At 36.1% G+C, this 16,184-nt stretch carries 13 protein-coding genes and 1 pseudogene; 3 read left to right on the forward strand and 11 right to left on the reverse strand.

Going from position 1 to position 16,184, the window contains the following annotated elements; translation table 11 throughout:
• Positions 1-58: 58 nt before the first annotated feature.
• The 3 genes and pseudogenes from HFP47_RS06190 to HFP47_RS06200 all read right to left on the reverse strand — a co-directional run bounded on the left by HFP47_RS06190 (position 59) and on the right by HFP47_RS06200 (position 3,951).
• Entirely contained in the window at positions 59-793 is a 735-nt protein-coding gene (locus HFP47_RS06190; protein WP_011680192.1) for a cyclase family protein, read from the reverse strand.
• A gap of 410 nt (positions 794-1,203) precedes the next feature.
• Positions 1,204-2,618, reverse strand: a pseudogene (gene pepV / locus HFP47_RS06195) (dipeptidase PepV).
• Between the two features lie 127 nt (positions 2,619-2,745).
• Positions 2,746-3,951 (reverse strand): DUF2075 domain-containing protein, encoded by a 1,206-nt coding sequence (locus HFP47_RS06200; protein ID WP_179876219.1) that lies wholly within the window; start codon positions 3,949-3,951, stop codon positions 2,746-2,748.
• 116 nt (positions 3,952-4,067) lie between these two features.
• On the opposite strand from HFP47_RS06200, the gene HFP47_RS06205 reads away from it, so the two are divergent.
• Positions 4,068-4,889, forward strand: a complete 822-nt coding sequence (locus tag HFP47_RS06205) for an NAD(P)H-hydrate dehydratase (RefSeq protein WP_011680195.1) — start codon at positions 4,068-4,070, stop codon at positions 4,887-4,889.
• 57 nt (positions 4,890-4,946) lie between these two features.
• Positions 4,947-5,765: an exodeoxyribonuclease III gene (locus tag HFP47_RS06210; RefSeq protein ID WP_011680196.1), complete on the forward strand. Its 819-nt coding sequence runs from the start codon at positions 4,947-4,949 to the stop codon at positions 5,763-5,765.
• 31 nt (positions 5,766-5,796) lie between these two features.
• Here HFP47_RS06210 and HFP47_RS06215 read toward each other — a convergent pair whose 3' ends face one another.
• The 8 genes from HFP47_RS06215 to HFP47_RS06250 all read right to left on the reverse strand — a co-directional run bounded on the left by HFP47_RS06215 (position 5,797) and on the right by HFP47_RS06250 (position 15,209).
• Positions 5,797-6,330, reverse strand: a complete 534-nt coding sequence (locus HFP47_RS06215; protein ID WP_011680197.1) for a 3'-5' exonuclease — start codon at positions 6,328-6,330, stop codon at positions 5,797-5,799.
• A gap of 2 nt (positions 6,331-6,332) precedes the next feature.
• Complete coding sequence (locus tag HFP47_RS06220) at positions 6,333-6,821, reverse strand: N-acetyltransferase (RefSeq protein WP_179876220.1); 489 nt, start codon at positions 6,819-6,821, stop codon at positions 6,333-6,335.
• Positions 6,818-7,267 (reverse strand): tRNA (adenosine(37)-N6)-threonylcarbamoyltransferase complex ATPase subunit type 1 TsaE, encoded by a 450-nt coding sequence (gene tsaE / locus HFP47_RS06225; RefSeq protein WP_011680199.1) that lies wholly within the window; start codon positions 7,265-7,267, stop codon positions 6,818-6,820. The genes HFP47_RS06220 and tsaE overlap by 4 nt, the downstream gene beginning before the upstream one ends.
• Before the next feature lie 69 nt (positions 7,268-7,336).
• Positions 7,337-8,491 carry a class C sortase gene (locus tag HFP47_RS06230; protein WP_052408338.1) on the reverse strand — a complete coding sequence of 385 codons (1,155 nt, stop codon included), beginning with the start codon at positions 8,489-8,491 and terminating at the stop codon, positions 7,337-7,339.
• Positions 8,484-9,671, reverse strand: a complete 1,188-nt coding sequence (locus tag HFP47_RS06235; protein ID WP_060461474.1) for a class C sortase — start codon at positions 9,669-9,671, stop codon at positions 8,484-8,486. Before HFP47_RS06235 ends, HFP47_RS06230 begins: the two co-directional genes overlap by 8 nt.
• Positions 9,672-9,809: 138 nt before the next feature.
• Complete coding sequence (locus HFP47_RS06240) at positions 9,810-11,336, reverse strand: SpaH/EbpB family LPXTG-anchored major pilin (RefSeq protein ID WP_011680202.1); 1,527 nt, start codon at positions 11,334-11,336, stop codon at positions 9,810-9,812.
• Positions 11,326-12,450 carry a pilin N-terminal domain-containing protein gene (locus HFP47_RS06245; RefSeq protein WP_011680203.1) on the reverse strand — a complete coding sequence of 375 codons (1,125 nt, stop codon included), beginning with the start codon at positions 12,448-12,450 and terminating at the stop codon, positions 11,326-11,328. Before HFP47_RS06245 ends, HFP47_RS06240 begins: the two co-directional genes overlap by 11 nt.
• Positions 12,447-15,209: a SpaA isopeptide-forming pilin-related protein gene (locus HFP47_RS06250; protein WP_179876221.1), complete on the reverse strand. Its 2,763-nt coding sequence runs from the start codon at positions 15,207-15,209 to the stop codon at positions 12,447-12,449. Before HFP47_RS06250 ends, HFP47_RS06245 begins: the two co-directional genes overlap by 4 nt.
• Before the next feature lie 466 nt (positions 15,210-15,675).
• Here HFP47_RS06250 and HFP47_RS10710 point away from each other — a divergent pair, with 466 nt between their 5' ends.
• Positions 15,676-16,170: a hypothetical protein gene (locus tag HFP47_RS10710; protein ID WP_235431781.1), complete on the forward strand. Its 495-nt coding sequence runs from the start codon at positions 15,676-15,678 to the stop codon at positions 16,168-16,170.
• Positions 16,171-16,184 lie beyond the last annotated feature (14 nt).

A 16,184-nucleotide genomic window follows, 5' to 3' on the forward strand; every position in this document is an offset into this window, starting at 1 on the left:
TTTTAGAAACAGCATTTTATGGCGTTTCCATTATTATAGCTGTGCACCCTACAACAAATTATGGTAAGTAGGCAATTACGCGAGTTGGAAAACCTGGCGCTTTCTCAAACTTGGGTGTCATAACAGAAATAATTGCTCCGGTAGCCGGAACTTCATCCAAATGTGTTAGCATTTCAACTTGATAATGTCCTGACCTCAAAACTAGTTCTTCAGCTATAAAACCTTTTGTTGGTTGATTTACAGCTGTGTCCGTGTCATAAGTTTCGTGACCATTAGCTATTGCATGGCGCGTTTCATAAATATATTCAATGGCCTCAGCTGACCATCCAGGATAGTGCTTTTGACCATCACTATCTAAATTATCCATTAACTTTTGATTTGGCCAGCGTTTTGACCAATCAGTTCTAAAAGCAACAAAAGCACCTTCTGGTATTAAGCCGTTTTCATTTTCCCATTCTTTAATATCAGCAACTGTTAGTGAATAATCCGGATTTTTCTTGACAACGTCGGATTTATCAATGACAACTAATGGGGCTATTAAATCTTTCAACGGAATGTCAGTAACCCATTCGCCACTTTTAGCACCAAAATGAATTGGCGGGTCAATATGCGTGGCGTACTGACCCACGAAACTAAATTCTTTAACCAAAAAGCCATCCTTTTCGTTAGTAAAGATCGTTTTTGCAGAGGCCGCATTAAATTTGGGGAAATGCGGTGAGTTTGGTCCAAATTCATGAGACAAATCTACCCATTTACTTTTTTTTAATTCCACCAGAAAATTTTGGATCGACATAGAACTACTGTACTCCTTGGATTAATAATAAACACCATTCTAACATTAAGCTCATAAAAAAACATAATAATGCTAATACTATTATCATTATTATGTTTTTATTAATATTTACTTCATTCATCACCATACATCGATACTTGTTTAACTCAAAATAAGGTACATGATAATATACACTTATTATATCGAATATAAGAGGATGTTAATTTATTTAGCGATCATTTTTCACACGAACTGACTGCGGTTGTCCGACACGTAAAACTTTTTTCAATGAAAAACCAATTAAACCTACAGCTACAATAATTACTAGTGTCATAGTCGTTTCTCCTTTGTTTGATTGTTTACTATTTTATCGTTTCAACATTAAATTTAAATCAATTAAACAAAAATAAAAAACAGCCCTAAAGAGCTGTTTAGTCCAAATTAGTAATTTCGGCAATTGCTTGCGCGTATATCGAAATTGAACGATACAAATCATCAAGCAGAGCAAATTCATTAACTTGGTGCATTGTGTCTGGTGAGTCTGGGAATAATGCGCCATAAGCGACACCGCGTTTCATTAAGCGACCGTATGTTCCACCACCAATGACTTGATCGTGTGCTGGCAATCCTGTTTGATCATGATAAACACGAAGTAGTGTTTCCACAATTGGGTCACTAGGTGCAACATAATGAGGCACTTGAGCATGTCCACCGATAGTTGGTTTCACATCCCATCCATTCAATTGAGAAGCAAGACCCGCTTCAATTTCTTCCGGTGTGATTCCCTTTGGATAACGGAAATTAAAGTTGATAAAGACTTCACCACCATCAACAAATCTCTGGATACCGACATTCATAGACAAAGGTCCCATCACATCATCAGTATACTTAACACCGAATTTTTCGCCAACAGTATCATTGTGTGCTGGTGTTCCCAAATACGTTAAGAATGACTTAGCTGTACCACCAAAATCAAAGTCTTGAAGGAAGTTTGCTAAGTAAGTCCCAGCATTTTCTCCTGTTTCTGGCATTGCCCCATGAACTTGCTTACCGTTTAAGACAAATTTGATGATCTCACCATCAGTTTCAGTTGAACCAGATACCTTTGGATTTTCTACCAAAAACTCTTGGAATTCTGTCACAATTTTTTCTGAATGAGATGATTTTACCGTTGCACGAGCAATACCTGGGACCATATTTGTCCGTAATCCAGACTCAAAATCAACAAGCTTAACAGTGCCACCATTAGTGGCTTCACCTTTAATGATTACTTGAACGTTACCCTTTTCACCGTTAATGATTGGGTATTCAGCATCAGGTGAGAAACCAAATACAGGCTCTGGCTCAACTTCAAAGTAACGAGTCATCCCCGTCCAATCATTTTCTTCATCAGTTCCAAAAATCAGACGAACCCGACGCTTCAATGGCACATTCAAATCAGACAAAATTTTGAAAGCATAGTAGGCTGACATTCCTGGCCCCTTATCGTCTGAAGCACCACGGGCGATAATCTTATCATCCGTTACAACAGGTTCAAATGGTTCGGTATCCCAACCCTCGCCTGCAGGCATCACATCAACATGAGACAAAATAGCGACATATTCATCAGCATCTTTGGGACCAATTTCAATATAGCCCACAATGTTATCAATATTTTGGTAGTGAAGCCATCTCGCTCAGCAATAGCCAACATCTTAACTAAGGCAGCTGTTGGTCCAGGACCTAAAGGTGCATCAGGCGTTGCTTGTGAATCGTCACGAACAGATTCAACAGCCAATAAGGCTTTTAAATCTTCGATATAGGCTGCTTTACGTTTCTCTGTTTCTTGTTTCCAATCAACTGTCATATTTTTTTAACCTTTCTAGTAACTCATAGGGTTATTATACCCTGTTATGGCATTTTTTTCTAATATTCATGTCAGGAACAAGGATTAAATAATCAAAGTATCCATATACTATATAGCGCTATAACCACTATTTTTTAATAATCGTGGCTAGCTTTCTACGCAATGCATGGTCCGCAGCACAAATATATAACCCTTGTCGGCCACGCTTTAATAGCACATTTAGCGCGTTCAGCATAATAGCTTCTTTCTCTTGCTCACTAAATGAATGACCCTTTGTTTGTCGAAAAGCGGCGTTATCCTCATATTTTTCGGTATGAACCACGATTTTATTTTTATCTTCATCAAATGTGATACTGGGTCCAATAATCACACCAGCATAGTTCAAATCAAAACCTTGAATTGTGTACACTGATCCTACTTCATTAATTGTGTCCGGTCTCAATGCCCATGGTGCTGTACCTGTGTCTAACTGATCCCAAGGTAATTTGAAATCATCAACCGTCACATACCAGATACCGCGATTAACGGTATACGGATAATCCGTTGTTGCTAACAAACGTGACATTCCTACCCGCTTATTTTTTTGTTGAATCATTCTGTAGAGATCATTAGCATTGGAAAAAATATGAAAATCAAATCCGTCAACGAGGCCTAATGTTGAAATTTCTTTATTTTGCGTTAGATTGTCAATCCATTGAACAACATGCTCGTTATTACCTAGCATACGATACTGATTACTTAATTGATAACGCGTTGGTGCGTACTGTGAAACGATTTGTTCCAACCTTTGATTAGTCCACATACTTTTGAATTTTAAGACTTGATGGCTATCAAAAACTAAAATGATAACTTGAGAACGTTTGATAATCTCGACCAGTTGGTTGGTTTGATTAAATTTATTGTAGCGATCAGGTTCAGTTAATAGTAAATGTGCTTCATCAATTAATACAACATCTGCATGACGCTGCTCTTTATCCATTTGATGAATAAAAGTTGTGGGTTTTAGGAACTGTTTCTTTTTTAATTCTTCAGTTTTCCCTGCTAAATCACGATATATTTTCCAAATTTCAGCGTGATTGACCAGTAAATAATTATTAGTTTGATAAAGTGCTGATGACTCATTATTTAAAACAGCATGTTGAAGTTGTTTAAATATTTCAAATAGTACAACACTTTTCCCAGAACCAGCGCCCCCTTCAATAATAAATACTTTCTTTTTTTCTTGCTTCAAACCCTGATTTGCAAAGTCAACCACATCTTGAATCAAATGCGCTTGTTCAGTTGACAATTTTTCCACATCAGAGAGAATAAAACTATTTTTTTCCATAAACATATTGTACACTATCTACATAATGAGTCACATAAAAAGTCACGCTAGATGAGCACTCCTATCACCTTCTTTGTGCATTAAACAAAACTATCGTGTAGAATAATGTTAAGGATTAAACTATGAAAACATTAACTGAAGATATTTTATACCGAGTCATTAAAAAAAGAGCTAAGGACTCACACAAAGGAACCTATGGCCGTGTTTTAATCATTGGCGGCACGGCACAATTTGGTGGTGCAGTGATTATGAACGCATTGGCTGCAGTTAATTCTGGTGCCGGACTGGTAACCGTAGCCACAGATCCATCAAACTTTACCGCTTTACATAGTCACTTACCAGAAGCAATGGTTGTTGATTTTAATGAGGATCTCACCGAGTATATTAAAAAATCAGACGTTGTTTTAATCGGATCAGGTTTAGGCGATCGTATTGATTTAGTACAACATACCTTTTATGCTATTTTGCCACGTCAAATACTCATCGTTGACGGTTCTGCCTTAACTCTAGTTGCTGAACATAAACTAAAGTGGCCAAAATCGCGACTCGTTTTAACACCACATCAGATGGAGTGGCAACGTCTAAGTGGTGTGACAATCAATGAACAAGCTTTTGAAGCGTTTAATATGCTAGCGCAACAAAGGATGAATGTTGAACCGATTTTAGTTTTAAAACAACATCATACTCAAATTTATACCAATGACTGCGCTTTTGAAATACCAGTTGGTGGACCTTATCAGGCCACAGGGGGCATGGGTGACACACTCGCCGGAATGATTGCTGGATTTACGGCACAGTTTATGTTGTCGTTTTCCGAAGCAATTTTAGCGGCGGTCTATGCTCATTCTGCTATTGCTGACGAACTAGCTGAAACCCGCTACATCACACTACCCACAGAAATCAGTGCCTCAATACCTGAATTTATGCATCGATATTCTCGGTAATACGTGAAAACAAACAGTATGTTAAAATATTTATATAACTCTCAGGGGGACGAAAATTTGAAATTTATCTCATGGAATATTGATTCCATCAATGCTGCAGTTGAACACAAAAGTGTCCGTGGTGAAATGACTTGGAGCACATTAAACGAAATTGCGACCATACGCCCTGACGTTTTTGCCATCCAAGAAACAAAATTGAAATCAACAGGCTTAACTAAAAAACAAGCGACAGCCATTGCAGAACTTTTTCCAGAGTATCATTTGTATGTAAATTCTAGTACTGCGCGCTCTGGCTACTCTGGCACGATGGTGCTTTCCAAAGTGGAACCTACTCAGGTGGAATATCCTACCATTGGTGCGCCAGGTTCCATGGATTTAGAGGGACGCATCATCACCTTAGAATTTCCAACTTTTTTCCTATCAACTGTTTATACACCTAATTCCGGAAGCTCGTTGATACGTCTACCTGAACGTGGTGAGTGGGATGATAAATATCGTGAATATATCAAGACCCTAGACGCTACCAAGCCAGTTATTTTTAGTGGTGATATGAACGTCGCGCACCAAGAAATTGATTTGAAAAACCCAAAACCAAATCGTCATTCTGCTGGATTTACTGACCAGGAACGGGAAAAGTTTTCAGCACTATTGGATGCTGGATTTACAGACACTTTTCGATCATTAAATCCAGACACACCAAGTGTTTATACTTGGTGGGCACAAATTAGTAAAACAAGTAAAATCAATAATTCCGGGTGGCGAATTGATTACTACTTGGTTAGTGATCGAATCGCTGAAAACGTCACAGAATCCTGTGTTATAGATACGGGTGCCCGTCAGGATCACGCACCGATTCTTCTCGAAATTAATGTATAAATAAAAAGCCCTGCATAAATTGCACGGCTTTTTATTTATTTTTAACATATGGCTTAAGTACTTCTGCTCCAAAATGATTAGATTCATAAATTAAGATGTTGGCTGCAGCTACTGCATCATCAAGCGCGTTATGGTGATGATCCAATGTAATCCCTAGATTACCAGCCACAGTGTTTAACTTATGATTTTCGAAATTTGGAAATAATTTACGACTAGTTTGAACCGTGTCCAACAACAAATAATGCGGTTCATCAATATCGTAATACTGCAATGTTCCTTTCAAGATACTATTATCAAATGATGCGTTGTGGGCCACCACTAATTTATTTTCTGTGAAAAAAGGTGAAATTGTTTGCCAAACTTCGGGAAACTTTGGCGCGTCAGCTACATCTTGTCGATGGAGACCATGAATAGCTGTGTTGTACGAGCTAAACGTTGTTTCCGGCTTGATTAATGAATAAAATTTATCAACTACTTGATTATCACGCACAATTGCTAAGGCTATAGAAACTGCCGAATGCTTTTCGCGGTTTGCTGTTTCAAAATCCATTGCTACAAAATTCATAGTTATAACTCCAAGATCATTCTTTGTAACTCTGTATCACGACCATTTGGTAAGGTAAAGTGCTCTTTTTCATCAACACTTAAGAACCCGTATTTCTGATAAATATGCACGGCGATGTCATTATCAATTTGTACATCTAACCATACCTTTGATAACCCGTTAAGTTTAGCCCAGTCCAGAAGTGACCGCATTAAATCCTGACCAAGACCAGCACCGTGAAATTGTTTCAAAATAGCCACACCGATTTCTTCATTTTCGATAGATCCTATTCCTACCGGTAATGATTGTTCACCTTGTTCAGCAATCAACAACAAAGTAATCGCCGGCGCATCGTTTTTTACAGGTATTTCATCCCCATCACGCATACTTGCATTCAAAAAAGTATCTGTTTCCACCATTAAATCTTGAATTAATTGTTGCCATTCAGCAGCTCTAGCTAAGCTGGCTTCTTCTAAGCTGAACGTAATCGGCTGGCTCATATCGAATGTCATAGTTTTTCCTCAATTTCAATAACTGAACCAACACCTGCGATACTTATTGTTCGTTCGTTATCATCCTCACCTCGAGTAAATGTGATGTCCAATCGATTATTTGGCAACAAATCATTCATATATTGCGGCCACTCAATAAGCGTTACACCATCCGTACCGATAAAATCCTCGAATCCTTGATTAGCAGCACCTGTCATTTCCAATCGATAAGCATCAAAATGATAAATGGGAAAATCACGCGCCATATAAGTATTCATAATATTAAATGTCGGGCTCTTAACCCTTGACTTCACACCTAAAGCGCGTGAAAATCCCTGGGTAAAGGTTGTTTTCCCCGCTCCTAAATCACCATTCAGCGTGATCACTAAACCAGGATAAACAAATGATGCTATTCTACTAGCTAAACTTTGTGTTTGCTCAAAATTGTTTGTTAAAAATTCTTTCATTGTTTTATTATAGCACGAGAGAATTGGTAAGATTAAATCGAAATATATTTACTTTTTTGAGTTCATGCATTATCTAATAATCCACAGTTTATTGTTATCCGAATGGAAAAAAGGTTTTGACTTTTTAGTTGGATAAAAGGTCATATTCTTATCCTTTAGTTTTTTTACGCCAGCAATAACCCCGCTATTTTTGTTAGTTGTAGCCTCTTTAACATAGTAGAGTCTGCCTGGAATATCATCAAATGTAACAAGCCCTTCATCATTTGAATGGCGAATTAATGATTTTCCATCTCTTTTTAAAGCAACTTTTTTATTCTTAGAAAACAATTGAAAGGCAACAGATGAAACGGGATTACCATCAGCATCTAAACGATAAAATGATAAATCAAACTTTTTCTTAGCTAATTTGATACGTATGATGCGTTTATACAAGAAAAGAAATTGCAATACAATTAATAAAATGATGACAATAATAATAAGAACTTGCTTGATATTGTTAAACTTATCAGCATTTTCAATATTTTTTGCCATATTTTTATTATAAGGAACTCGATATCCTGTCACCAACAAACGATGTGAATTGACCATATAAGGTGTGCAGGTTATTAGCGTTACCAAGTCTTTATCAGGTTCAACTTGCAGCCCTTGGTAATCTTCAGGTTTGACAACTTCAATTTTAAAAACTTTATAGGCTAATTTTTTATGAAATACCGTTAGTACAAAAGTATCGTTTTTCTTAACATGATTTAAGTTCGTAAATAACATTCGTGAAGCTAAGCCACGGTGCGCGGAAATAACACTATGCGTGCCTTTCCCACCCAGAGGAAAAGATGTTCCTTGTAAGACGGTTGCGCCATAGTTAAGTGTTTCTTCATTTGTCGTATCAAAAAGCGGAATATGCACATTAATTTTAGAAATACTAATTGTACCAATTAAATGCTTCTTCAATACCACATGCTCTTTGTAAGTGGAACCAGAAAATGGGTCACTCCCAGGTTGAATGCCATCTTTTCTTAACCGTGCATTTTTCTGTTGCATACGTGCTTCTTTTGCTGATATATCTTGATTAGTTTCCTTTTGAATTGTCTTGATTCGTTGCTGGTCAATAAAATGATTCAATGCACCGACATAAAAAGGATACAACGCTACTAAAAATCCTATAAGAAAAATAATATTTAAAAATATATTTTGTTTATTCTTTTTTTTACTGGTTTGCTTAGTCATTTGTTGCATCACCTTCTGTTTGAATTTGGTAACCATTTTTAACTACTTTTTTTATATAGAATTTTTTATCCTTTAAATGTTTAACTATCGCTTTAAAAGGTTTGAGGTTCATGTTTGGATTCATCGGAACTATTTTATACCTACCACCATTAATTTGACCAAACGATACATAGCCTCTTGAGTCACTCGTAGACTCACATAACTCACCTTGGTCATTTAATATTCTTTTACCAAAATAATCTACTAAAGTGAATTTATGACCAGAAATGAGATGTCCATTATTATAAACAAAAAATGATAACTGATAATTTCTTTTATGTGACAATAATTCAATAAGCTCACGTTTGATGATATAAAAAATTAAAGCCATAAAAATAAGAATCAGTGCTGTCAGACAAAACAAATATTTTCCTTGATATGATACTGCCTTTTTTTCTTGTTTATCAAATGAACCTTTATCCAACGGCACCCTTTTCCCAGTAACCAACAATCGATGTGTGTTCACCATATAGGGTGTACATGTGACCAACGTTGCCAAATCTTGGTTATTTTGTATTGTGATATCACTTAGATCTGTTGGTAAAACCACTTTGATTCGAATAACTTGATAAGCTAAACGTTTCCCATACACTTTCAAAAAAAACTTATCGCCTTTTTTTAATTCGTGCAGATGAGTAAATAATTCTTGATTAGGTAAACCACTGTGCCCCATCAAAACGGTATGCGTACTTTTGCCGCCAACAGGATAAGAACTGCCAGGTAATAATGTAATTCCTTTATACAAAAGGCTGTCAGTCGTTGTATCAAACACCGGTAAACTCAGAGATATTTTAGGAATGAATATACTGCCTAACGAGTGCTTTTGATAGTACTCTCTACTCTCCTTGGGCATATTTTCCAACGTTTGCCCCAAGATATTCTTGACAGGTGATATACCAAGTTGTTGATTTTTTTTTGACTTTTGTTTGTTTTTTTTGATTAATTTTTCGAGTTTCTTGGCACTGGCTTTCTGATTGCTTTGATTTAGTTGATTCACAGCATTTAATTCTTTTTGGGCCACATAGTTATTCACGCCATTAGCAATAAAAGGATACATGAACACCAAAAAGCCAATGAAAAACATTAATGCAATGAACAGTTTCAGAAAAATATTAGCGTTATTTTGTTTTTGTTCTGCCATCGTTCTAGTTATCCTTTGAAACCACGGCTCATAATATCAATGAAAACCATTATTCCAAAGAATTATGAACATAGTATTCATTTTTATAAAAAAAGTGCTTACCACGAACATGGTTTGCACTTTAGTTTTCAAATATGATTAAATATTTTGGTTCTTTTTATTACGCTTATTCCAAACATATGCGCCACTCATCAAAAGTGCACCTGCAATCAAGAACAAGTAGATACCAGAACCACCAGTTGATGGTAAGATACCCTTCTTAATGTTTGTCACAGTGATTGTTTGATTGTCAGCATAGCTTCCTTTAGTAACTGTAAACTTAACAGGAGCTGTCAAAAGCGCATAACCAGCTGGAGACTTTGTTTCAACAAGTGCATAGCTTTGACCATCAGCCAACTTGTTTGAATATTCAAGACCCTTTAATTCAACTGATCCTTGATCATTTGATGTATATGTTGTCGCTGAGTCATTATTTGATGCCCATGTGTATGAACCATCAGTTGCTTGCGTTGCGTAGGCAACTTTGTCACCATTAGCATTTAACTTAACCAACTGGAACTCTGCACCAGCAAGCTTTGCAGCACTTTGCTTGTCTTGCTTAACGAATTTCACACCACCAGTGTAAATTTCAGGTCCTTGAACCGGTGTAGAAGTAACATCTGTTCCGTTACCAATATTTAACGTAGCCGTGTTGTTCAATGCTTTGTCAGGAACAGCAGCATTAGTCAAGGTAGCATCATAAGTAACTGTTAACTTTTTACCGGCAGCAGCCTTAACAGCAGCTGCAGTTGGATTAAATGTTATTTTAAAACTTTTACCATTTTTGTCAGTTGCATCAGTTGCTGAAACTGTATAGTCAGTTCCTTTAGTTAATCCTGCAACCTTTACCGTAGTAGCATCATCATCAATACCTAAGTTGGGCGTATCAACTACATTAAATGTATCTTTATCCGCAATGTTCCATGGTACTGCTATTTGCAATTGATAACCAAATTTTTGACCATAAGTGGCATTATAGACCTTTGATCCATCAGGCAATGTCACAATCAAATCTTTTTTACTTTCGTCACTTAAATCTTTTGTAATAGCATCAGTTTGTTCGTTTTTGGGATAAACGTGAACATCAGAATTAATTTCTGAGTCTGACCCTGACTTATAAACAGGTAAAGCTAACACAATTGGAGCAGCTTTTTGTGTGACATTTGTTGGTGAATTTGTTTCAACAAACAAGTAAACCTTGTCTTTATCGCCGTCCTTAGACTTCAAATTTGAAAAAGTTACTGTGCCATCGGCTCCAGCTGTTACACCTTCTGCAACTTTTGTGGCGTAACTTGGTGCAGCATCAGCGGCATCAGATTGAACCTCTTGGGATGCTTTTTCAGCAGTGTCACCACTAGAACGTAAGTTCAAATAATGGTCAGTTACATCATAAGCTGTAAAAGTAACACCTGCTAATGGCGTTCCACCAAAATTATTATCTACTTCACCTGTATTGGTCTTACTATCCGGTACTTGTCCTTCATCAAAGACCCTTTTATGCAATGTAACATTAACACTATCTGTTGTGTCCGCAGATACATTAGTAATACCAAACAAGGCTGATACTAAAAGAGGAAGTACGAGTAAAATCGCATTAGCCATTTGTGACCATGATTTACTTTTCATTTTTAAAACTCCTTTTTAATTGTAATTTCTTCTTATAAATTTTTATCAATATTACCAATAAAATAATCAACAAACCGACTAAAGAAATTGAACCAATTGCTATTCCTGTTTCTGGTAAGAATGGCAAGCTAAACGGTGGTTTCTTAGTGGGTTGCTTTTTTTGGTAATTCAAAACTCTCGGACTTGCATTTTGATACACGTCATTAGGTATCACACCCGCAGCTATTTTAGACAACGGCTCGCCATTAACAGTAATTGGCGGTACATTAGCTAAGCTAGTGACTGCTGGAATATTAACACTAATGTGTTGTGCCTGAGAAGATATTTCAAAGTTCTTTAATGTTTGAACTTCTTGAAAATAATATTGACCCGCGGGTAGCTTACTATTATTCAAAGCAACTAAACCGGTATCATCAGATACGACTTTTTTTACTTCTTTTTCATGTAATGGGTCATCAGTGGTTTTCCAACTATTGTCATCAGTCAGGTATTTTTTTTGGTTGTCAACTGTTTTATACAACACAAATTTGACACCTGCTAATGGTAATTCTTTATGATCAAGCGTTTTTCCATATTTAAAAAAATATGGTATGCGTGTCACAATAGCAGATTTGGTCTCAATTTCAAGCTTGTTTTTATCCATATCTTGATTTCTTAGCGAAAATGCGACTGGATCACTAACCTGCTCATAGGATAAACCATCACTTTCAAGTTGGCTACTTTTTTGTTGCACAATAAGATAAGCTTTTCCATATTCTTTTGAAACATGAAATGTTGCTTGTCCATTGGCATCAGTAGTTTTAGTATCCATCAAACGAATATGATTGTCTTGAATATAATTTTGAATACCCTGATTTTGAGATTTCAAATCTTCAAAATAATTTTCATCATTTTCATGCTTCTGGTAATCAGCCGTCAAATCATACAATTGAAATGTTACGTTACTGCCAGGAGTATAGGATACTGGATTTGATTCATACACACTCAACTGATGATGCAATTCTATCGTAAATTGGTTATCAGTATCGGCTAAAACCTTTAAATTGTCTTGTTGCAAGCTAAGCAACCCAAATGAAATACAGGTAATGATAAACACAATCATTTTTTTAATCATGATCGGTTACCCCTCTTTATTCGGAAAATATAATAACCGCTAGCACCCAAGGCAATTAATATAAAGGCACCAGCTATCAACATGTAGCGCACAATACCAGTGCCACCTGTAGATGGAAAAACAGTTTTATTTGAATTGTTGACCGTTAGGCTAATCTGATTGTTACCTGCATCATTTTGTAAAGTTGATTTCCAATCGCCATTATTGTTAGTTACCTTAACACTGCCATCATCAGAAATTATTATTGTGACATCTTTACTAGCAATGTATCCATCAGGAGCTTTTGATTCTTTCAAAGTATATGTTCCTGATGAAAGATTTTCAAAAGTGAAAGTCGACGTTGGATCGGTTTCTTTGTAAACTGATGTTTTGCCATCAGAGTCAGTTAATGTGAATTTAGCACCTTTTAGCGCATTTCCAGTTGTTTTGTCAACTTTATTAACTGTCAGATCAAACTTCTTGAAAGTATCATTTTTGACAAATCTAACAACATTATTCTTATCAGTATTGTTTGATTTGTCAGTAGCAATAGAAAAACCATCTTTATAGCCGTTGCCATCCGTGGTTGGTGATTTCACATTAATACCTTGACCGCTACTTGACCATTTTCCATCTTGCGATAGTGTTATTGGATAAACCGTGGAATCAAGTTGATACCCAGATGGACTCTTAGTTTCTTGAATGGTGTAATCCCCTGGTGTCAGTTGCTGTAACTGATTATTTTTTAATGTATAGGACTGCTTGCCATCCGTTGATTTAACAATAAATTCAGCACCAGTGAGTTTATTTTTCGAGTTACTTGCATACTTATCAATAATCAAACCATATTGTGTATTTGTTATCGTTGACTCATTTGTTTTGTTAGTAATGCTTGAAACGTAACCATCCGTACTTTCGTTTAGCACCTGATAATTGAACGTTCCACCTTTGTTATCATAAGCTGGTAACAAAACCGATTGATTATTTCTATTCAACTGTTTGAAAGTTTTAGACCAATTATCCGATTTACTCAAAGTACCAGTTGCCCGCCAATCGTTTGATTGGTTGTTCGTAGTTCGCGTTACTTCAAAATTAATACTATCTGGTCGCTTCGATGAATCTGTCAGCTCTTGCCATTGTTTGATAACCTTTAGCTCCGTTCCAGGTGCTTTCGCAGAAGGAACACCAAATTCTACAGCGTTACTATCCTTTGTCGGTGTAAATGTTGTTTTGCCATTCATCTGATACCAGTAATCCGGTTTAAAATTATCTGATTCAGTATTTAAATGCACCTGATAATGTATTTGAATTTCTTGATCTTTCCCCAGATTAATATTACTTACAGAGATACTTCCGTTTGATTTGGTAACTGTTGGTAAATTCTGAACAACACTACTTCCTACACTCTTAACCGTCGGCGTGTCATCCCCATAAATAAATTGAGAACCTAATGGATCTGAAATACTGCCTTGGTTGACCGTGTTGAATTGACTCAGAACATCTTTTGCTTGATTTTTCAAATACGTTTCCACATCAGATGCACTGTTAGCATCTTGATAAAGACCAGATGAAGCAATTAAACTAGCTCTGGAACGTACATTATTGGAGGATAGATAAAGTGGCGAATCCCAATAATTATTATTATTATCATCACCTAACTGTATTCCTAAAGCATGTATTTCGGTACCACTATCTCTACTGATTTTTGCTTCTCCCAGCGTTGCTGCCCAAGTATTCCAAATTTTGACATTGTTACCAGTATTGTAATATAGTCCATAATTCTGTGCACTTGTAGTTGCTCCGTTAGGATCAGTTCCACTAATGTAACGATTTTTCCGACTTTCCCAATTATTTCTCCCACTTACAAATTGTGAAGTAGATCCGGGTTGGTCCTGATCTGAGGAGGAAAATGCTGTTCCATAAGTCGTTCCTGAAATAGTTGTTGCTTGGGTGACTTTATAAGAAAAGGTTGGAACACCGTCTGTCAGTAAAATCATCATTTTTTTGTGATCATTTTTATCGTCGTCGAGCATTTTTTGACCTCTACGAATTCCCAATTGTGTGAATGTTCCACCTGAAAAAGTCGGAGATAGAGTTTTATTTATTTGTTCTGTCTGCCCAGTTGTTGAAAGGCTCTGCATCCCAACTTCTAGATACCCGTTTGAACCGGTAACATAGTTTCCTGGGCTTGAGAAACCCACCAAACCAACATTAACGTACTGGGAAATTCCAGCATCTTTAATTGCTTGTAGAAATTGTTTAACGCCATCTCTAGTAGCCTGAGCTCTGTTACTTCCAGACGGATTATTCGCCGGCTCCATTGATCCCGACATATCAACAACTAACACAATATCAATCGGTTTAATATTCTTAACTTCATTACCTTTGGCGTTCAAGTAGACGTCGTATAACCCAGGTGTGGACGTTTCTTTAGCATACTTACGAATTTGGTAATCTGGGTTACTAGTGTCAGTACCAAATTTCAAATATGATTTTGATGTATCAGATGAATCCCCATTCCAACTGCTATTCTTGTCCCAGCCATTACTAGCATCTCCACCTTGATGATTTATTACCGTATTTTGACCTGGAATAGTCCACGAATTAGTGGGGAATACGCCTGTACTATTACTCGTATACTGTGGCGTAATATCACTCGCAGCAGATACTGTAGTTAGTGGAATCATCAGCGCATTTGCTACTAATGTTGACAATATCAACAAAATTCCAAAGACACGCAGAAATAAGCCGTTCACAATCTTGTGAATGTTATTTTTCATATTTCTCCCTTCTAAGAACTCTTCAGTGTTCTTGTTTTAAAAATCATCACTTCTCTCACAAAGTGTTAAAATTGCTAGTTTGTATTGAGAACCGCAATTTTAAAAATACAAACTCTTTTTGATAAAAGTTTAGTACAGGCTAAAATATATTATGACTTTCACCAATTACAGAATCTGTAACTATGTGATGTACTTCTCTATTTTTATCCACCTTTCTCTACAAATTACATGTGATTATTCTCTCGAAATTAAGCTGTATGATCACAAGTACTTCATATTATGTATGAATCCTTTTGCAATTTCATGATAAAAAAAGGTAGTTTATATCAAAATAAGATTTTTTGCTTCCTGATGTTATATTTATTACTTAATAGTTTTTATACAATTATGAATAAATACATTTTATAAAGAAAGAACAAATGCTAATAACACGTTTAATGATTAAATGTAATTTCCGGGAGAAGTAATGAAAGATATTAAAAAGTTAGCAAACATTTTAAATGCTGATGTTATTTTGATTGACATTGCCACAAAACAAGTAAATTACTTAGATGAATCTACTAATAATTCCAATAAAAATGTTGTGAATTTATTAATTGATAATATTGAGCTGCTCACAAATCACATTTATCAATCTCTAGACTATAATTCTGGTCATATTTTAACTTGCCATGTCAATGAAGAAAGCATCGTTTGCTTCTCTTTTAAATACGACGATCCACTATCAACGAGTAGTGAGTTAATGATGTTACATTCCCTTTCAAATCTAAAATCCATTTCTCAAATCATCTATACTTTATATAATTCTAACGATGCGCCAGAAGAAGAGGTCCACATTACAAAGTTTTCAGATAAACTCCACATCAAAAAAGAAAGCAGCGAATCCTTTGATCCAAAAACTTTTTTAATGCAGAAACTGATATTATCAAATCGATTGTTTATTCACGTAAAGCCAGTTTAATCTCAGCACTTGAA

It is taken from the genome of Leuconostoc sp. DB-1 (genome assembly GCF_013414845.1).
Classification (GTDB): Bacteria; Bacillota; Bacilli; order Lactobacillales; family Lactobacillaceae; genus Leuconostoc; species Leuconostoc mesenteroides.

Bases quoted from the DNA above. Each gene is read 5' to 3' on its own strand.
- HFP47_RS06190 (WP_011680192.1), bottom strand. From the start codon at position 793: ATGTCGATCCAAAATTTTCTGGTGGAATTAAAAAAAAGTAAATGGGTA.
- HFP47_RS06200 (WP_179876219.1), bottom strand. From the start codon at position 3,951: ATGTTTATGGAAAAAAATAGTTTTATTCTCTCTGATGTGGAAAAATTG.
- HFP47_RS06205 (WP_011680195.1), top strand. From the start codon at position 4,068: ATGAAAACATTAACTGAAGATATTTTATACCGAGTCATTAAAAAAAGA.
- HFP47_RS06215 (WP_011680197.1), bottom strand. From the start codon at position 6,330: ATGAATTTTGTAGCAATGGATTTTGAAACAGCAAACCGCGAAAAGCAT.
- HFP47_RS06220 (WP_179876220.1), bottom strand. From the start codon at position 6,821: ATGACATTCGATATGAGCCAGCCGATTACGTTCAGCTTAGAAGAAGCC.
- tsaE (WP_011680199.1), bottom strand. From the start codon at position 7,267: ATGAAAGAATTTTTAACAAACAATTTTGAGCAAACACAAAGTTTAGCT.
- HFP47_RS06230 (WP_052408338.1), bottom strand. From the start codon at position 8,491: ATGACTAAGCAAACCAGTAAAAAAAAGAATAAACAAAATATATTTTTA.
- HFP47_RS06235 (WP_060461474.1), bottom strand. From the start codon at position 9,671: ATGGCAGAACAAAAACAAAATAACGCTAATATTTTTCTGAAACTGTTC.
- HFP47_RS06240 (WP_011680202.1), bottom strand. From the start codon at position 11,336: ATGAAAAGTAAATCATGGTCACAAATGGCTAATGCGATTTTACTCGTA.
- HFP47_RS06245 (WP_011680203.1), bottom strand. From the start codon at position 12,450: ATGATTAAAAAAATGATTGTGTTTATCATTACCTGTATTTCATTTGGG.
- HFP47_RS06250 (WP_179876221.1), bottom strand. From the start codon at position 15,209: ATGAAAAATAACATTCACAAGATTGTGAACGGCTTATTTCTGCGTGTC.
- HFP47_RS10710 (WP_235431781.1), top strand. From the start codon at position 15,676: ATGAAAGATATTAAAAAGTTAGCAAACATTTTAAATGCTGATGTTATT.